At 69.1% G+C, this 17,190-nt stretch carries 17 protein-coding genes and 1 pseudogene; 13 read left to right on the top strand and 5 right to left on the bottom strand.

What is annotated here, in order from left to right:
• Nucleotides 1–13: 13 nt before the first annotated feature.
• The 3 genes from DKT69_RS41635 to DKT69_RS15550 all read right to left on the bottom strand — a co-directional run bounded on the left by DKT69_RS41635 (nt 14) and on the right by DKT69_RS15550 (nt 3,712).
• On the bottom strand, nt 14–316 hold the full coding sequence (locus tag DKT69_RS41635; protein WP_109802277.1) for a helix-turn-helix domain-containing protein: 303 nt from the start codon (nt 314–316) through the stop codon (nt 14–16).
• Between the two features lie 1,383 nt (nt 317–1,699).
• Nucleotides 1,700–2,434, bottom strand: coding sequence for a DUF2637 domain-containing protein (locus tag DKT69_RS15560; RefSeq protein WP_109802275.1), 735 nt, complete (start codon nt 2,432–2,434; stop codon nt 1,700–1,702).
• A 390-nt stretch (nt 2,435–2,824) separates the two neighbouring features.
• Nucleotides 2,825–3,712: a replication-relaxation family protein gene (locus DKT69_RS15550; protein WP_109802273.1), complete on the bottom strand. Its 888-nt coding sequence runs from the start codon at nt 3,710–3,712 to the stop codon at nt 2,825–2,827.
• A gap of 1,134 nt (nt 3,713–4,846) precedes the next feature.
• Here DKT69_RS15550 and DKT69_RS15545 point away from each other — a divergent pair.
• The gene (locus tag DKT69_RS15545) at nt 4,847–6,223 is read left to right on the top strand and encodes a helix-turn-helix domain-containing protein (protein WP_109802272.1); all 1,377 of its coding nucleotides are present in this window, start codon (nt 4,847–4,849) and stop codon (nt 6,221–6,223) included.
• On the opposite strand, the gene DKT69_RS15540 is transcribed toward DKT69_RS15545, so the two are convergent.
• Nucleotides 6,220–6,783, bottom strand: a complete 564-nt coding sequence (locus DKT69_RS15540) for an NUDIX hydrolase (protein WP_109802271.1) — start codon at nt 6,781–6,783, stop codon at nt 6,220–6,222. The two genes, DKT69_RS15545 and DKT69_RS15540, sit on opposite strands and share 4 nt — an antisense overlap.
• 395 nt (nt 6,784–7,178) lie before the next feature.
• Between DKT69_RS15540 and amcA the strand changes: the two genes are divergently transcribed.
• From amcA to DKT69_RS38340, 12 genes and pseudogenes are all read left to right on the top strand, one after another.
• Nucleotides 7,179–7,358, top strand: a complete 180-nt coding sequence (amcA, locus tag DKT69_RS40850; RefSeq protein WP_109802270.1) for a multiple cyclophane-containing RiPP AmcA — start codon at nt 7,179–7,181, stop codon at nt 7,356–7,358.
• Complete coding sequence (locus DKT69_RS15530) at nt 7,355–8,326, top strand: NAD-dependent epimerase/dehydratase family protein (protein WP_109802269.1); 972 nt, start codon at nt 7,355–7,357, stop codon at nt 8,324–8,326. Before amcA ends, DKT69_RS15530 begins: the two co-directional genes overlap by 4 nt.
• 17 nt (nt 8,327–8,343) lie before the next feature.
• On the top strand, nt 8,344–9,297 hold the full coding sequence (locus DKT69_RS15525) for a thymidylate synthase (protein WP_109802268.1): 954 nt from the start codon (nt 8,344–8,346) through the stop codon (nt 9,295–9,297).
• On the top strand, nt 9,294–11,003 hold the full coding sequence (locus tag DKT69_RS15520; RefSeq protein WP_109802267.1) for a carbamoyltransferase family protein: 1,710 nt from the start codon (nt 9,294–9,296) through the stop codon (nt 11,001–11,003). The genes DKT69_RS15525 and DKT69_RS15520 overlap by 4 nt, the downstream gene beginning before the upstream one ends.
• The gene (locus tag DKT69_RS15515; RefSeq protein WP_109802266.1) at nt 11,000–12,034 is read left to right on the top strand and encodes a CgeB family protein; all 1,035 of its coding nucleotides are present in this window, start codon (nt 11,000–11,002) and stop codon (nt 12,032–12,034) included. Before DKT69_RS15520 ends, DKT69_RS15515 begins: the two co-directional genes overlap by 4 nt.
• 51 nt (nt 12,035–12,085) lie before the next feature.
• On the top strand, nt 12,086–12,607 hold the full coding sequence (locus tag DKT69_RS15510; protein WP_109802265.1) for a P-loop NTPase family protein: 522 nt from the start codon (nt 12,086–12,088) through the stop codon (nt 12,605–12,607).
• 24 nt (nt 12,608–12,631) lie between these two features.
• Nucleotides 12,632–13,447: a class I SAM-dependent methyltransferase gene (locus tag DKT69_RS15505; protein ID WP_109802264.1), complete on the top strand. Its 816-nt coding sequence runs from the start codon at nt 12,632–12,634 to the stop codon at nt 13,445–13,447.
• A complete protein-coding gene (locus tag DKT69_RS15500; RefSeq protein WP_109802263.1) occupies nt 13,444–14,187 on the top strand; it encodes a phosphotransferase in 744 nt (247 codons plus the stop codon). Before DKT69_RS15505 ends, DKT69_RS15500 begins: the two co-directional genes overlap by 4 nt.
• Before the next feature lie 14 nt (nt 14,188–14,201).
• Complete coding sequence (locus DKT69_RS15495; RefSeq protein ID WP_109802262.1) at nt 14,202–14,855, top strand: histidine phosphatase family protein; 654 nt, start codon at nt 14,202–14,204, stop codon at nt 14,853–14,855.
• A gap of 21 nt (nt 14,856–14,876) precedes the next feature.
• Nucleotides 14,877–15,656, top strand: coding sequence for a phosphotransferase (locus DKT69_RS15490; RefSeq protein ID WP_309233985.1), 780 nt, complete (start codon nt 14,877–14,879; stop codon nt 15,654–15,656).
• 44 nt (nt 15,657–15,700) lie between these two features.
• Nucleotides 15,701–15,904: pseudogene (locus tag DKT69_RS41630) on the top strand (hypothetical protein); the annotation flags it as partial.
• An 8-nt stretch (nt 15,905–15,912) separates the two neighbouring features.
• Entirely contained in the window at nt 15,913–16,050 is a 138-nt protein-coding gene (locus DKT69_RS38340) for a hypothetical protein (RefSeq protein WP_161557851.1), read from the top strand.
• A 372-nt stretch (nt 16,051–16,422) separates the two neighbouring features.
• Here DKT69_RS38340 and DKT69_RS15480 read toward each other — a convergent pair whose 3' ends face one another.
• Nucleotides 16,423–17,091, bottom strand: coding sequence for a toll/interleukin-1 receptor domain-containing protein (locus tag DKT69_RS15480; protein WP_109802261.1), 669 nt, complete (start codon nt 17,089–17,091; stop codon nt 16,423–16,425).
• Nucleotides 17,092–17,190 lie beyond the last annotated feature (99 nt).

The following is a 17,190-nucleotide window of genomic DNA, read 5'->3' as shown; positions in this document are numbered from 1 at the left end:
TTCGTCGGCAGCGTCAGATGTGTATAAGGGACAGGTGCATGGCGAGGTTCCAGACGACGGGCCGACGGTCCGCGGGGAGAAACGCGGTATGACGTTGGTCGCCGCGGCGGATGAGGCCGAGGCGTTCCAGCTCGTCCAGGTCGCGGCGAACGGATCGCACGGTCTTGCGGGCGTAGTGGGCGAGACGTTCCTGGGAGGGGAACGCCGCACGGCCACCGGCGTCGGCGTGGTTGGCCAGGCCGATCAGGACGGCGAGACATCGCGGTGGAACGTCGGGCGCTTCGTTGAGCGCCCAGGAGACAGCTTCGATACTCATGGCGGGTGAATCTCCGGTCTTCGTGAAGGGCTCAGGCGGCCGCACCGCCACCGCCCCATGTGCGCCGGATGACGGGTGGGCGCGGTCGGAGATGCGGCGTCACGGATGAGGTAGCGGTTTCACCGAGCTGCAGGCGTCCCAATCGGGCCTTTGAGTAGCTGTGTTCAGGTGCGCTACGGCTGGCCGTCGGCGTTGGAAGGCCCCCGCAACTGCCCGCGGACGTGGACATGGTGGTGCCACACCTGCCCGTCCTCGGCAGCGGATTTGGGCAGGGCAGCAACGTGTGGGATGTGGCGGTGCCGACTGTCAGGCAGCGCGCGGTGACGGCAGCGACCGCTGTGCGGGTGCCACCGCTGGGGTGGGCCGGAACCAACCGGCGAACCGCGCGGCTGTGACCCGCGTACGGCCTCCGGCGAGCTGCCAGGGTCGGATGGCGGCCTGAAAGGAGCGGTGGGCGTCGCGTGCCGATTGGCACGGGTATGGCCGGCCCGTGCAGCGCAGGTTAGCGCAGCGGCCCGGCCCGTGCGGGTCGGAGAAGCGAGCTGCGGCGACGTCAGTAGCAAGCAGCCACAGCAGGACGTCGGAGACCTCACGGGGTACAGGGCGGCGGTGCGGCTGCGTCATCAGCTCTTGCCTCTCGCAGAAAATGTCGGCTCGGGTGGCCGCCATCCCGGCCAGCGGTGGGGAATACCGCTGTCGGGTCCGCCGGGATGGCGGCCGGCACGAGTGACGCTCGACTTTCCGAACAGATCAAGTCATCGACCAGCTGCCGGGAGCCGGAGATTCCACGGCCCGCCGTCGCCGGCGCGGTGCGGGCCATCGTCCCGGTCCATAAAAGGCAGTCCACCGCTGACGCCAGGCGACAGCCGGTGAACTGGCTGCCGAAACGCGATGGACCGTCGGCGCGGTGCCGGCAGCTTGACAGGGCCCACGTCCAGGTCTGCGAGGTGACGTATCCACACGGATGCGGAGCCACGGCGTGGTTCGTTGCCACACCGCCACCTCAACTTCCGATCGTCTGACGGACAGCGGGCGGAAGGCAGTACGACCACAAGCCACGGTTGGGCAAACCCGTCCGACCAGGCGCCTCCGTCCGACGATCGGCCACCCGCCGGCCAACGAGCCGTTCACACCTGACAAGTGCACGCCGTCGACACCGCCTCTCAGGCCTGTCCTGGCGTCGGAGGAACGCTCGGTTGGGATCACGTAGCTGCCGATGATCAAGATTCTCCCGACCATTCTGCGGATGTCCGGGCCCCGCGGCGTCGGTGGGCGTGGTCCGGGAGACGTCGCTGGCAGTGCCGCTCTCGCACCGTCTCACGGGCTGGCGTCCGCAGTTCGCTGCCGACTCCCCAGCACTGGTAATGCCAAAGTCGGAGCCGATCATGGCGGGTCGCCCTGCGCTCCGGGCACCGAGGACGCCTCGGCCTTGAGGATCTTCAAAAGTTCGGACACCCGGGCGTTGGACACGGTGTGACCCGACCGACGGAGGGCCTCGGCGAGTGCAGCCCGGCTGAGCGCCCGCCCGTCAGATACGAGTCGATCCCGGACATGCCGCGCTGCCGGCAGCAACTCGGCCACGTCAAGGGAGTGCGGGGCGGACCCTCCACGGCCTGCCCTGCGACGACGACGGTCCGGTCCGCCCGGTTGATGGCCGGTACCTGATGGGCGGACGGTCCGGACCACGGACGGTTCCTCCACGGTGGCAAAGGACGGGTTGTCATCCGTCGTCCACGCGGTCCGGTCTGGCAAATGTTCCGCGGGCCGGGAGGCGGCGGTCCCGGACGCGGCGCTGGTGTAGCCGAGGGCGATCTTGACCATGACGAGGAAGCCGAGCGCGGGAACGGCCGCGGCAATCCAGCCCACCGGCGACGGTTCGGCCTCGACGACCTGCGCGGCGAGGGACAGCGTGACCGCGAAAGCCAGCACACTCGCGGGGAACACCGCCGAGGTGTGCGCGCGTTTACGGCGCCGCAACTCCAGCCCGGACGCGATGGACATCAACTCGAGGACGATCGCGTCGGCCCAGGCCAGCCAACCCGGTTGACCGTGGACCGCGGCGACGTTGTGGACGTGCGTGAAGCTGGCCGCGCCGGCCGCCCCACCGATGGCGAGCATGATGATGATCTGGACGCTTCCCTCGACCCGACTGGTCCGCAGACCGATGTCCGGGTCAAATACTGGTGGGGTCGTGGCGGACCACCCTCTCCCCGGACCGGACGGTGGCGAAGGCTCCCCTGCCAACCAGGAAGAGTTCGACAAGTTGGCGGCCGGTCCCGGAAACGTGGTCCGGGACGGGGAAGAGAAGGGACCAGGCGCTGGTCGCGGACCGGTCGCAGCGGACGCGGGACCGTACCTCCAGCCCGCCCTTATCGCAACGATCCGGCACTCTCACCGGTCTGTCAGCGTCTGCCGCAGCGCGGCTGACAGACCGGCGGGAGTGGCTGAATGATGCTGTCCTGCGCCCATGCGAGGTACAGTGCGTGACCCCTTGACCGCCGGCACCCATCACGGCGCCTCCCCTGAAAAACCCAAGCCACCAGCGACGTACACGGCCAGGTCGGTCAGCTGCCGCCGCTGCCCTCCTCCGCCGGCCACCACCCAGACCGCCTCAGCGGGAGACAGCCCCGCCGTGACGGCGTGATCGCGGGCGCCGGTGGCGACGGGCACCTGGAGCGGCGCGTCGACGAGTAGTCGGCGCAGATTGCGTTCTCGGGCGGCGGAGTGCAGCCAGAACAGCACCGGCCACGCCCGCCCGATCGTGGCGAACAGCTCCCGGTAGCCGACCAGCTTGCCGGCAAGGACGGAAAGCTGCTCGCCGCCGGTGTCGTACTCGAGGAAGATCGGCACCGTGACGGCGTTCTCGGCCCAGAGGCCGTAGCCGTCCGGGCGGACCCGCGGCTGGTACGCGCGCACCAGGCCCGGATCCTGCGGCCCGGTGAACGCGCCGGCGCGCAGGCACGCCGACTCCGGCAACCACTCGACCAGGTCAGCGCCGGGGTGGGTGCGGGCGTGGCCGGCCAGTTCGGTGAAGAAGCCGTTCACCCCGAGGCGGTGTGCCAGGGTGCGGTTGGACGTCCACCGCCGCCGCTCGACCCGGGCGTGATCGCGGCGCGGTGGCCGCTCGTCCCGGCCCGCCGCAACGACCTCTGCGCCGAGCTGGTCAATGACGTAGTGGTACGGGAACGACCCGCCGTCGGCGCGCTGCGGGCGGAACCGCGCCACCAGCCGAAGCTGGTACAGGGTGCGCAGCCGGCGCTGGCAGAAGTCCACCGACGGGAACAGGGCGTGGGCGATCTGGAACGAGGTCAGCACCCCGTGGTCGTAGAGCCAGCCCAGCAGCACCCGGTCCCGGCCGGTCAACTGCGACTGGACCCGCAGAACCGGATCATCCATCCACGGTCACCTCCTCTCCGATACGCACGCGTCCTGCCCAGGGGGGAGAGACCCGAGACCAGGACGGGTCTGTCGCGGGACAACCAGCCGCCGCTGGCAGACCGGCTGACCTGCGGTGTGAGAACGAACCAGGGGTCCGTCCGGGGGTCCGGCTGAAGACCGACGCCAACCCGGACGGCAAGCCCGACCCCCGAACGGGGGTCAAGCCGGGAACTGTCACCGTCACCGGCCACGGCGGCGGTCGAAAGCACGGGATACAACAACGGAACTCCTTCGTTGAAGATGTCGCCGACGCCGGCCAGGCGCGGCGTCGGGTGAAACCACAGGACTCGCGCCCCAGCAGGCACGATGGGCAGCGGTCGCGGAATGCCCCCAAACCGGGAGCCAAGCAGTGCAGGTGGGACTTCACTGTGGAGTTGTCAAGCAACGAGCCGTCCCGAACCCGGAACGACCAGACGAATACGCCACGATGCCGCGCCAGCAGTCAGTGACCCTGACCGGCGGCGTACAGAAGACGTTCGTCCAGCGAGAGAGGGCGAGCCGACGCGATCAGACCCGGGCCTGGGCCCAGCGCGACTCGTGGACAGGGGAAGCGCAGATCCCGTCAGCCACGAACGGCGAGGCTGGGGCAGCGCACCGGCTTATTCGGCCGGGAGAAGATCCTTCATGGCGGTCCCCCTGTCGCTCAGGACCCTTGACGGCCTGCCGACTCCCGGGCCCCGAACGACAGGCGACGCTCCGAAGGAGCGCCACCAGATCGGCCGATCGAACCCGGTAGGCAGACCGCCAAGCGGTCGCGTGCATCCAGTACGCCTCCGCCAGCAGCACCCTGTCAACCAGCTTCACCAGCAACCGATCATGACCCTTCCGGACCCAGTAGGACGCGTCAGCACCGGTCAACCCGCATCGGTCTCAGTCAGCATGAATTTCCTCGCACGGATCGGTGGAAAAATCTTGACCGGCATGGCCACCCCGTCTCACAAAGTGAGATGCGGCGGCAGATCCTGGCGTTCGGCCGGCGGCCGACACGTTTCGTGGTCCCGTGGTCGCAGAACAAGCGGTACCGTCGAGCCAGACCGTCGTTTCCGGACACTGCGGCTACGGCCACCATGATCTCGCTCCGAGGAGCGCGCCATGCCGCGACAGAACGTCGCCGTCAACCCGACCTTCGGGCCGCGTCTGAGGGAGCTACGCGAACAGCGAGGGCTGTCGCTGCGCCGTCTCGGACAGCAGGTGCACTGCTCCCACGGTTACCTGTGGGACCTTGAGGCAGGCGCCAAGCGCCCGAGCGCCTCCGTCGCCGCGCTGCTCGACGCCGCCCTCGGCGCCGGCGGACAGCTGTGCGCCCTGCTGACGAAGGCGTCAGCCGACAGCGGCGGACTGACCGCAAGCGTCGCAGCGCCGGTTCTCGACGAGCTGGGCGGGCTAGAGTTCGCACCGGACTGGCGACACGGTGTAGAGGTCGCGGCGGAGCTCTGGCGGAGAGACATGCAACGGCGAGATCTCCTGGTGGGGGCCGGGTTCAGCGCGGCGGCGTTCGTCGCGCCGGCTTTCCGCTGGCTGACCGTGCGACTCGATGAGCGGCCAGTCGGCGACGGCGATCGCCTCGTCGGTCAACCGGACATCGACACCGTCCGACAGATCACCAGCGTCTATCGGACGCTGGACAACCGGTACGGCGGAGGCCACGTCCGGGATGGGCTGGTCCGGTTCCTCGACACCGAGGTGGCGGCTCTGCTGCGGGGCCGCTTCGACGCCGGCACCGGTGCCATGCTGTTCTCGGCGGCGGCGGAGGCCACCCAGCTCGCGGGGTGGGCGTCGTACGACGTCGGCCTGCACGGCCTGGCGCAGCGGTACATGGTCCAGGCGTTGCGGATGGCAGCCGCGGCAGGCGATCGACCCCTCGGCGCGGAGATCCTCGCCGCGATGAGTCACCAGGCGGCCTACCTCGGCGCGTCCGCGGAAGCGGTCGACCTGGCGCGCGCAGCCGGACGGACGGCGGCCGAGTCCGGCATCGCCGCCATCCAGGCTGAATCGGCCGTCCTAGAGGCGCAGGGCCATGCCGTCGGCGGCGACGAAGCCGCGTGCGCGGCGGCTTTGGACCGCGCCGAACGCACCTTCGATCGCGCGGAACGTGCCAGCGCGCCACAGTGGATCGGGTACTTCGACGAGGCATACCTGTCGGCGAAGTTCGGCCACTGCTTCGCTGCTCTCGGCCGTGGCGAGACGGCGGCCCGTTTCGCGGTGCGGTCGTTGGAGATGGACGGCCGCGCCTATGCCCGAGGGCGGCAGTTCAACTTGGCGCTGCTGGCGCTTGCCCACGCGCAGGCTGGTGACCCGGAGCAGGCCAGCGTGGTGGGATGCCAGGCCGCCGAGGCAGCCCTAGGGCTTCGCTCGGAGCGGGCGCGTGGCTACCTTGCCACACTCGCGGACCGGCTCGCCCCGCACGCCGGCCTGGCCGCCGTTCAGGAGTTCTCCGACCGGGTGCAGCCGGCAATCCAGGCTGTCTAGATCCGCCCGGTCGCTCTTGCCAACAGGACCGCGAGCAGGCCGGCGACCGACCCGGCGCCCACGATCTCCCCAGCGTTGATCCGCTGCTCCACCTCGCCCAGCGGGATCCAGCCGATCCGCTCCGCCTCGTTGACGTCAGGCGCCGCGCCCGTCAGATCCGCTCCCCGGGACAGGTAGATCAGATTCTGCTGGTCGATGGTGCCGACCATCGGCTGGAACCCCAGCAGCGGCTCCATCGTTCTCGGCTGCCACCCGGTCTCCTCCTCGACCTCCCGAGCGGCGCACACGGCCGGATCCTCGTCGTGGTCGAGATAGCCGCCGGGCAGCTCCCACACCCAGCGGTCGATGATGAACCGATGCCGCCACATCATCAGCACCCGGTCGGCATCGTCGAGAACGATCACCATCGCCGCCGACGGCACCCGCAGCACGTACTGCTCGAAACGGACACCATCCGGCAACTCGACGTCAGCGATGCTGAGCACCGCTCGCCGGGTGTCGTCGACGACCCGCTCGCCGTGGATGGTCCACTCGCCGGCCCGCCGAGCGTCGGTAGTCATGTCCGCACCCTATCGCCGGGCCGGCAGTCGTCGTACTCCCGGAACCAGCGGCGTCGGCTGACACCGGCTGACGGCGCACCACTTCATCTGGGCTGGCGCCGCAGCCAGCCTGTTCATCGAGGGATGTGACGGTCGGTGCCGCAGCGGCCAGGCCGTTGGGCCCCGGGCGACGGCGGCGGCGACCGGTGTCGGCTGGAGCGAGCTCGCGCGACCCCGCTCGCCGCCGCCGCGCCTATCCAGCAGATGACCTTGGGGGCTTTGGTGATGCAGCCGAATGGTGAACGGTTCAGGGAGATTGCGGCGGATCCGCCTGGCGCATCCGCGAGGGTGTCGCAGGTCCGCCACGACCAGGAAGAGCAGCGGGAATCAACCGCAACTCGTCAGACGGTGACGTCATGACCGTGTACGTCTCGCGGCACGCCTCCGCAGGTACCACGGGGGCGCCCGGTTCGGCGGCTCAGCCCCGCGTGGCGGCGACCGGCCGGGCCACGGTCTTCGGGGTCGACCCGCCTCTGCTGACCTTCGTGTGGCAGCGCATGCCGCCGCAGCCGGCTCACACCGGCGGTCGCCGATGACGGCGCGGGTGCTGGTGACCGGCGCGGCCGGCTTCATCGGCTCACATGTGGTCGACGCGCTTCTGGCCCGAGGCATGCAAGTGGTCGGCCTCGACCGCCGCCGGCTCGGTCAGGACGCCCTCGCAGGTGAGAACCTGGCAGCCGCAGCCGGCAACACGCTGTTCACACCGCTCTGCCGGGACTTGGCCACCGACCGGCTCGATGACGCTGTGGACGGCTGCGACATCGTGTTCCACCTGGCTGCCCGGCCAGGCGTCCGGCCCTCCTGGGGTGTGGAATTTCACGACTACGCACAGTCCAACGTGCTCGGCACCCAACGGCTGCTCGACGCGTGCGTCCGATCGGGTGTACGGAGGCTGGTCTACGCCTCCTCGTCCAGCGTCTACGGTCCGGCGGAGCGGCCCAGCCGCGAGGACGACCGGACCAGCCCGGTCTCCCCGTACGGAGTGAGCAAGCTCGCCGCCGAGCAGCTCTGTGTGGCCTACGCGTGCCGCCCCGACAACCGGCTCAGCGTGACAGCCCTGCGCTACTTCACCGTGTACGGGCCACGGCAGCGACCCGACATGGCCATCGGCCGGCTGCTATTCGCGGCCTATACCGGTTTGCCGGTCACCCTCTCCGGCGACGGCAGCCAACGGCGGGAGTTCACCTACATCACCGACGTCGTCGCCGCGACGATCGCCGCCGCTCACGTAGATACCCCACGCGCCGTGGTGAACGTCGGCGGCGGAGCGAGCGTTTCCATGCGGGGCGCGATCCAGGAGGCGTCCACGGTCACCGGACGGCACATTCCGGTCCAGGTAGCCGACGCCCAGCCGGGTGACGTTCCCTCGACGGCCGCGGACCTGACCCTTGCCGGCAGGCTGCTCGGCTACTGGCCCACCGTCGGCCTGCACGAGGGCATGGCCCGGCAGTCCGCCTGGTTGGTCAACCTCTCCCGCGACCGACTCGCCGCGTTCACCTCCTGACCGAAGGAACCCTTGTCATGATCGTCTTGACCGCAAACTCTGCGAGCGAACTCTTCGCCGCCACCAGCCAGGCGGTGCTCCTCAACGGCCGTATCGCCTGCCCACGCGACATGATGACCACCGAGGTCGTCGGCGCACACCTGTGCCTGACCAACCCTCGCCGGCGCCTGGTCTCCGTGCCACCGGCGCGCATCATCAACCCGGCGTTCGCCGTCGCCGAGGCGCTGTGGATCCTATCCGGCTCGGATGACCCGTGGATCTTCGACTTCAACGACAACCTGCGCCGCTACGCGGACGACGGAATCCTGCAGGGCGCGTACGGGCCGCGGATCCGCCAGTGGGGCGGCAGCCTCGACCAGCTTGACGCGGTCGTTCGGAAGCTGACCGCCGACCGAGACTCCCGACAAGCCGTCGTCCAGATCTACGACCCGGCACGCGACCACCACGGCTACCGGGACGTGCCGTGCACTCTCGGGTACCGGTTCCTGATCCGGCAGGACCGGCTCGAGATGCACACCAGCATGCGCAGCCAGGACCTCTGGCTCGGCTTCCCATACGACATCTTCGCGACCACGCTCCTGCAGGAGCTGATGGCCGGCTGGCTCGGTGTCGAGGTCGGCGAGTACCACCACCACGTCGACTCGCTGCACCTCTACGCCGATCACGCTCCGGCCGCCGCCGAGTGTCTCCACCACGAACCAGCCGTCACCCAGATGGATCCGATCGGCGTCGACTGGCCCAGGCTGGACGCTGTTCTCGCGCAGGTCATCTCCGGCGACGGCGACCTGTCCGACGGCACCCTGTGGGACACGTTCGGGCAAGTGCTGACCAGCTACCGGACATGGAAGCTCGGCGAGCGGGACCTGGCCCGCAAGGTCGCCCACGACACCCCAGGGCCGCTCGGCGCTGCTCTCGTCGCCTGGTACCAGCACCTCACCCGGCCGGCCCTCGCAGCGCCGGAGCTGGCATGACCGCGGATGTGGTGCTTGGGCTGTGCGCGTATACGCATGACTCGGCGGCGGCGCTACTGGTCGACGGCCACCTGATCGGCTTCGTCGAAGAGGAACGGCTCGACGGGGTCAAGCACAGCAAGGCGTACCCGGCATACGGTGTCGCCTGGCTGCTCGCCGAAGCCGGCCTGTCGCCGTCGGACGTGACCACGGTCGCGTACAACTTCGACGGACGCCGCTACCTACGCGCGCTGGGCCAACTGCCGACCCATCTGCGGCAGGCTGCCAGCCGCGCACGAGCCGTGCCACGGGCCCGCAGCTTCACCACGGTCCACCGCCGCTACCAGGCCCGGATGCGAGACCTGTCCGAGCGTTTCCCACGCGCACAACTCCAGCCGGTGCCGCACCACCGCGCGCATGCCCTGTACGCCTTCGCCGCCGCCGGTGTGGATGACGCAGCGGTCCTGATCGTCGACAGCCTCGGCGAGTTGCAGACCACCACCACCTGGCACGCCCGTCAGCGAAACTCGCGGCTCAGCCTCGACCTGGCGCACGCGATCGACGACCCGGCCTCCCTCGGCTACGCCTACGGAGCCGTTACCGAACACCTCGGCTGGCGGCGCGGCGACGAGGAAGGCACGGTGATGGCGCTGGCTGCCCTTGGCGACCCCGCCCGGTTCCGGGAGGTGATGTCTCGGGCGATCCGGCTCACCGCCGACGGCTTCACCCTCGACCCGGCGCTGATCCCCCTGCGGGTGCTCGCCAGCCGGTACGGCCGGGTCACACCCACGTTCACCGCCGCGACCTGCCCGCCCCGCCTACCGACGGCACCGGTAGAGCCCGTGCATGCCGACCTGGCCGCTGCACTGCAGGAACGCACACAGCAAGTGATGCTGCATCTCGCCGCGCGAGCCCGCCGGCTCACTGGCTCCGGGCTGCTCTGCCTGGGCGGTGGGGTCGCGATGAACTGCGTAGCCGCCGGCCTCATCGCCCAGGCCGGCATCGTCGACGAGATACACGTACCGCCCGCCCCCGGCGACGCGGGCACCGCGATCGGCGCCGCCGCCCATGTCTGGCTCGACGTGACCGGCCGCCCACCCACCGGCATCCGCCATCACTGCTACCTCGGCCCCGCCTATCCCGACCTGGCGCTACCGGCCGCACCGCGAGTGGGACTGCACGCGAGCCGTCCCGCCGAACCCGTCCACCATCTGGCCCGGCAGTTAGCCGACGGGGCGATCGTGGGCCTGTTCACCGGCGCGCTGGAGGCCGGGCCACGGGCCCTGGGGCACCGGTCGATCCTCGCCTCTCCCCTGGAGGCCGGCGTGGTCGAGCGCCTCAACGCCACCGTCAAGTTCCGCGAACCGTTCCGGCCCTTCGCCCCCGTGCTCCTCGCCGACAAGGCCGCCAACTACGTCCGGCTGCGCCAACCCTCGCCGTACATGTCGCTCGCGGCCCCGGTGACCGATCTGACCCGCGACCGGCTGCCCGCGATCGTGCACGTCAACGGCACCGCCCGGGTCCAGACCGTCACCCGCGAGCAGAACCCCTTCCTCACCGACGTCCTCACCCGCTTCGGCGAGATCACCGGCCACCCCGTGCTGATCAACACCTCGCTGAACATCAAGGGCAAGCCGATCTGCGGCACACCAGAGATGGCCTTGGGCTGCCTCACCGAGTCCGGCCTGGACGCGCTGCTCATCGAAGGCTGGTGGGTAACCAAGTGAGAATTGGCTACAGCTTCTGGGGATTTCTCGGTCCCGGCATCATCGACACCCCGGACGGAGGCCGCAGTCACCGCCGGACCTTGGTCGACGGGCTCTGTGCGGCCGGCCACGACATCGTCTTCCTTCAACCGAACCGGGACCTGTGCGAGGCCGGCGACGATCTCACCGGCCACTACCGCTGGGATGTCGGCCTGCCCGATATCGACGCGCTGTTCCTCGAATGGCGCTGGCCAATTCCCGGTCGTAACACCACCGTCTGCGGGCGACCCGGCCACACCTGTGACCTGCATCGGCAGGTCGAGCTGCTTGACCACTACACCCACCAGGTCGGCGTTCCAACGATCCTGTGGGACAAGGACCGCCGGCTGCCCACCACGGACCCCCTTCGCCGTACCCGCAAGGTCACCGTGTGTGAACCCGCTCTGCACCCGACCCCGGGCGCGGTACCACTCCACTTCCCGGTTGCCGACACGGCTATCGACGCCGCTGACCCGGCTGGGCTGGCGGCCCTGCCCCGCCGCACCCCACTGGTTTACGTCGGTAACCAGTACGACCGCGACCACATGTTCGACACGTACTTCGCGCCGGCCGCCGCCCAACTGCCCCACCTGATCGCGGGCAAGTGGGCCGACACCAGACGCTGGCCGAATCTGAACTTCATCGGCCGCGTTTCGTTTCCCAGGGTGTCCGCGATCTACGCCGACGCGCTGGCCACCGTTCTGCTGCTGCCCGGCCGGTACGCCAAAGCAGGGCAGATGACCCAACGGATCTTCGAAGCCGTTCTCGCTGGCTGCATGCCCCTGCTGCCCGGTGAGGTCCGCAGCGCCGACGCCCTCGTTCCCCCGTCGCTGATCGTCCGCCACGCCACGGACGTGAGGCACCGCACCGGCTGGCTCAGCGAGATCGCCGGCACCGACGACCACGCCAGCCTGATCGCGGGGTGCCTACGGCACCTCGACCCGTTTCGACTCTCGACCCAGCTCGGGGTGCTCACCGACCTGCTACATCACCCGGAGTCGGTGCTGCTATGACCCACCGTGTCGCCACCGGACGAGCGCACCACACCTCTACCCTGGAGAACCATGGACAGGATCGCCATCATCGGCTGCGGCGGCAGCGGCAAGTCCACCGTCGCGCGCCAGCTGGCCCGGATCCTCGACGCGCCCCTGACTCACCTCGACGCGACCTACTACGACGAGCACTGGAAGCCGCTACCGCAGGACGAGTTCGCCGCCCAGCAGGAGAAGCTCGTCGCTGGCGAACGATGGATCATCGAAGGCAACTATGCCGGCACTCTGCCGATCCGGCTCGCCGCCGCCGACACCGTGATCTTCCTCGACCTGCCAGCTATGACCTGCCTGTGGGGCATCGCCCAACGTCGCTGGCGATACCGCGGCGGGCAACACCAGCAGGACGGCGTCTACGACCGCATCACCTGGAACTTCGTTCGCTACATCCTTGGCTACCGGCGCACCATGCGCCCGCGAGTCCGGAACTTGCTCCGCGAGCACGGGCCACACGTCCGCTTGATCACCCTCACCAGCCGCCACCAGGCCACCCAACTAATCAAACGCGTCCGCGACGAGCACCAGCCCGTGACCTGACCGCAGCGGAACGGGAGGCGACGAATGTCGGCCAACCCGTTCCTTGACCCCACGCTGGTCCACGGCGACCTCTACCGGGGCAACGGCCGGCTCGCCGACCGTACCCACGCGCTGCATCGCGCCAAGATCAGCGGAAGCGACGTCGCCGACACGATCGCCGACCTGCTCGCCGCCCGGGTCCCGACCGGGGCCGCTGTGCTCGACGTCGGTTGCGGGCGCGGTACCACAACCCTGCGCCTGGCTGACCGGCTCCGGCCCCGGCGGCTCGTTGCCGTGGACGCCTCGGCCGCGCTTCTCCACACCACCCGCGACCGCCTCGGGGACGCTGGTGCGTTGGGCTCGGTGGTCTGCGCTGACTTTCACCACCTGCCACTGCCCGACAGCATGGCCGACGCTGCGGTTGCCGCCTTCTGTCTGTACCACTCGCCGACGCCAGACGGGGCCATCACCGAGATCGCCCGCTGCCTACGCCCCGGCGGCACAGCCGTCCTGGTCACCAAGTCGCTGGACAGCTACGCCGACCTCGACCATCTGGTCCACGCCGCCGGCCTCGACCCGCACGCCACCAGCCGACCGAGCCTCTACGAGAGCTTCCACAGCGGCAACCTGCACACCATCGCCGCCACCAAGCTGAGAGTCATCGACGTCCAGCACGAGGAACACGTCTTCCACTTCGCGGACGCCACGCACCTCGCCCGCCATCTCACGACCACACCCAAATACCGGATCACCCTGACCGGCGGGATCCCCGCCCTCGCAGCGGCCCTCCAGCAGCGGCTGGCCCCACCGCCCTACACGACCCGGTCCACGGTTAGATACGCCGTGGCGGTGCGGCCATGAGTGGCGGCCCCTTCGTCAAGCGGTACGACGACCCGGAACGCTGCGCCGCCGCTACCGCCCATCACGCCTGGCTAGCCGGCTTAGGCTCCGGCGTACGCCTGCCCGCACTCCTCGCCCGGGGTAACCGACATCTGATCTTCGAACGACTCCCGGGGCACACACCAAAAGTGGGCGACCTTCCGCGGACCGCCGCAGCACTCGGCCGGCTCCACGCTGCCGCGCACCGATCTGAACTTCGGACCGCCCGTCTCGATCAACCCCACATCACCTCGACCGGACTCGTGATCCCCGACTTCGCCAGCCCGCGTCAGGCGGCGCTACACCACGCCGCAGCCGCGGGGGGCATCCACGGATCGGTCATCGACGCCGTACTCGACAGAGCCGGGGAGTTCGTGACGTTCTACAAGGACCCGAACATTCGGAACTACCTTGCGAACGGCAATGAGGTCGCCGTCGTCGACTTCGACGACCTGACGCTCGCTCCCTTCGGCTACGACCTAGCCGGCCTCCTGGTCACCGCATCCATGACCTACGGCCGCCTCGCCGACCGGTCGACCACTCGCTGTCTCCGCGCCTACCGCCTCGCTGTCGCGCCCCAGATCTGCAGCCTGGCCGACCTGAAACGGTACGCCGAGCTGCACCACCTGCTGACTCTGCGATATCTCGGCCGCAACGGCTACCGCCACCCCTGGCCCACCGTCCGACCCTGGCCAGACCCATTCCTCGCCGAGCTGACCTGAGAAGGAACCCCCGAATGGCCCCAACAACCGAACTCGTCATCGCCCGCCACGGCGAAGCCGCCTGCAACGTCGCCGGAATCGTGGGTGGTGAACAGGGCTGCACCGGGCTCACCGACCTCGGCCGGAAGCAGGCGGAGCAACTCGCCGCCAGCCTGGCCGCCGAACATGCCCAACAGCCCTATGCCGCCCTCTACGCCACACCCCGACTCCGCGTCACCCAGACCGCCGAGATCATCACTCGGGCCCTGCACCTGGCCGCCACCATCGACCCGGACCTCCGCGGCCCTGACCACGGCGACGCCGACGGCCGACCCTGGGTCGACATCAAAACTTCCTTCCAGGGGCCGCCTCAGCACAGCCCAGACCGCCAGTACGCTTCCGGCTCCGACACGTGGTACGAATACCTCGACCGGGCCTCAACAGCACTCGGAAGGATCCTCGCCCGCCACGATGGTGAACGAATCCTCATCGCCGCTCACGGCGAAACCATCGAGGCGGCCCACACCCTGCTCCTCGGCCTCCCCCGGAACGCCTGCCTGCGACTCGGCTTCGTCACCGACCACGCCTCCATCGCCCGATGGCAGCGGCCCACCAACCGCTTCGGCCGCACCATCTGGCAACTCGTCAGCCACAACGACACCCGACACCTTCGCCCCCGACATGACTGACCTCGACGTTCACCTCGCGCTCTGCCAACGGCTCCTCGACGCCGACGCCAAACCCGTGGCCTCGCACCCCGGGCATGCTGGCATTCGCGTGCTCCGTGCCTCGACGTCCGCTCATGGAGACGTAATTATCAAGATCCATCGCAGCCCGGAACGCCACAACCAGGAAGTCCAGGCCTACCGGACCTGGGTTCCCGCCCTCGGAGACAAGGCCCCCGACTGCTCGCGACAACCGACGGCCCACCAGCCATCGTCATCACCGCCGTAGCGGGAGTCCCGCTCACCGAGCGGCAACTCGAACCCACGGCCGAGCAGGAGGCGTACCGGAAGGCAGGACAACTAATCAAGACACTGCACGCCGCCGGGCCACCCCGCCTCCAACCGGACTGGGCCTCCTGGCTTGCAGAACGGGCCGAGTATTGGATCCACCAGGCCGGGGACCGCATCGCCGCCGCCCGCCGGGCTGAGGTACGCGCCCATATGGGAGCCCTTCGAGATCTGGCGCCGCTGCCTGCCTTTCCGTGCCACCTCGATTTCATGCCCCGCAACATGATCTACGGCGACGACGGAGCGGTCAGGCTAATCGACTTCGAGCACAGCCGCTACGACCTGCCCGCCCGCGACCTCGTGCGACTCGCCACTCGGGTCTGGCCCCACCGCCCAGACCTACGCGCGAGCTTTCTCGATGAATACGGCCAGCTCAGCGCGGTCGACAACGCAGTACTGGAGCACTGCGCCCATTTCGACTTCCTCACAAGCTTGGCGCGACATGCCCCATCGACCGCGAGCCGAACGGCCACGTAACTGGTACCCGGATTCTTCCGACGCAAGACTATCCATGTCACTGAATGCGCAAGGAAGGCTTCACACAGCAATGTAGGTGGTTCCGCTGGAACAGCTACCCCTCTGGGGGACGGTCCCCAACGCGCAGCCGATACCCAAGCCCGGTCCTGACCCGGCCCACGACACTCCGCCTCCTGATCACCATGAAGGCCGCGCCCAACCCCTCCGCCCGCTACGGCAAAACGGGCTGCGTCGGCGCGCTGGGCATAGACCCGCCGTGGACCGGATGGATCTGGCTCTATCCCATCCACTACCGGGAACTGGCGTCGGCATTGATGACCGACTCGGCTCCTGCCCGGATCCCGAGTACTGGCAGGTCAGCCTCGAGATGCGCTTCGACGACGGCCTGCTCTGACGGGCATCGCCGCCCTGCCGAAGCAGGACACTGGCTTCAACTTTGCTCCAGTCGGTCCCCGCCGGCACGCGGCAGTGGCCGAGATGCGATCCGACTTGGAGCAGCATCCACAGCTTCGGGCTGCATTGCGCACGAAGCCGGCCAACAGCAACCTCACCATCGGGCGCGCCGATTAGCCCGCAGGGGCACCGGTCTCGGCACAACAGCGGCCCGGGACATGACCCTGCGCCAGCCCGCACGTCTTCGAACGGTGACAGAGCCTCGTCCGCACTGGCGCCCGCTCGGCGGCAGATCCGGATAACGGCTGGCGGGCCGACGACCTGGTACGCCATGGTGGATCATAGTCACTACCCGTCCAGTAGCGCCGGGACGTTACACGGCGATCAGTTCGGCGATCTTCTTGGCGATGTCCTCCATGGAGTCCTCCTCTGTGCTCAGCCCGTTGCGGGAGCCGAGGAGCGGGCTGACCGACCGAATCTCGTCGTAGGTGACCCCATGCGCGACAGGGATCAGCAGGTCACGCGACAACAGTTCCGAGAGTTCCTTCTCGGACACCCCGCCGCGCTCGACACGCCTGAGGAATGCGGGCGTGATGAGGGCGAGACCGATGCGCGTCTTGGCCAGGCCCTTGTCGATCTCCCGCATGAACGGCTGGCCGAGGATGATGTCCTTCTCGCTGAACCAGACCGACACGTCCTCGGCTTCGAGGAGGTTGTGCAGTTCAGTCGCGGTCTCACGCCGGTCGTCCCAGGCGTGACAGAGGAACAGGTCGTACGACTCGGTCCGAGGTCCTACCGCCTCGACCTTGCTGCGGTAGCGGTCCAGCGCCGCGACCTCGTCAGAGGTGTAGGCAACGGGCGAGCTAGCTGGCGACCACCGAGGTCGCGCCGATCGACTGCCACCGCCGCCACCGGAGGACCCGCTTCCGCCGCCGCTGCGGGACGGGGTTGGCGAAGCGTAGTCGGACGGGGACGGGTAGGACGTGTAGGACCGGTACGACGATCGGCCATGGACCAATGCCGCGTAGCCTAAGTTGATCATGGAGTTTGGTGGCTGAGCTTGTAGAGCCGGATCGTGGCGGGTCTGTCGTGGCGGACGCCGCCTGGTTCGTCGGGTTTCTTGACGCGGTACTGGTTGTGG

Source organism: Micromonospora sicca (genome assembly GCF_003172935.1).
GTDB classification, from domain to species: Bacteria; Actinomycetota; Actinomycetes; order Mycobacteriales; family Micromonosporaceae; genus Micromonospora; species Micromonospora sicca.
This window is presented reverse-complemented; position numbering and strand designations above follow the sequence as displayed.

Bases quoted from the DNA above. Each gene is read 5' to 3' on its own strand.
- DKT69_RS41635 (WP_109802277.1), bottom strand. From the start codon at position 316: ATGAGTATCGAAGCTGTCTCCTGGGCGCTCAACGAAGCGCCCGACGTT.
- DKT69_RS15560 (WP_109802275.1), bottom strand. From the start codon at position 2,434: ATGCTCGCCATCGGTGGGGCGGCCGGCGCGGCCAGCTTCACGCACGTC.
- DKT69_RS15550 (WP_109802273.1), bottom strand. From the start codon at position 3,712: ATGGATGATCCGGTTCTGCGGGTCCAGTCGCAGTTGACCGGCCGGGAC.
- DKT69_RS15545 (WP_109802272.1), top strand. From the start codon at position 4,847: ATGCCGCGACAGAACGTCGCCGTCAACCCGACCTTCGGGCCGCGTCTG.
- DKT69_RS15540 (WP_109802271.1), bottom strand. From the start codon at position 6,783: ATGACTACCGACGCTCGGCGGGCCGGCGAGTGGACCATCCACGGCGAG.
- amcA (WP_109802270.1), top strand. From the start codon at position 7,179: ATGACCGTGTACGTCTCGCGGCACGCCTCCGCAGGTACCACGGGGGCG.
- DKT69_RS15530 (WP_109802269.1), top strand. From the start codon at position 7,355: ATGACGGCGCGGGTGCTGGTGACCGGCGCGGCCGGCTTCATCGGCTCA.
- DKT69_RS15525 (WP_109802268.1), top strand. From the start codon at position 8,344: ATGATCGTCTTGACCGCAAACTCTGCGAGCGAACTCTTCGCCGCCACC.
- DKT69_RS15520 (WP_109802267.1), top strand. From the start codon at position 9,294: ATGACCGCGGATGTGGTGCTTGGGCTGTGCGCGTATACGCATGACTCG.
- DKT69_RS15510 (WP_109802265.1), top strand. From the start codon at position 12,086: ATGGACAGGATCGCCATCATCGGCTGCGGCGGCAGCGGCAAGTCCACC.
- DKT69_RS15505 (WP_109802264.1), top strand. From the start codon at position 12,632: ATGTCGGCCAACCCGTTCCTTGACCCCACGCTGGTCCACGGCGACCTC.
- DKT69_RS15500 (WP_109802263.1), top strand. From the start codon at position 13,444: ATGAGTGGCGGCCCCTTCGTCAAGCGGTACGACGACCCGGAACGCTGC.
- DKT69_RS15495 (WP_109802262.1), top strand. From the start codon at position 14,202: ATGGCCCCAACAACCGAACTCGTCATCGCCCGCCACGGCGAAGCCGCC.
- DKT69_RS15480 (WP_109802261.1), bottom strand. From the start codon at position 17,091: ATGATCAACTTAGGCTACGCGGCATTGGTCCATGGCCGATCGTCGTAC.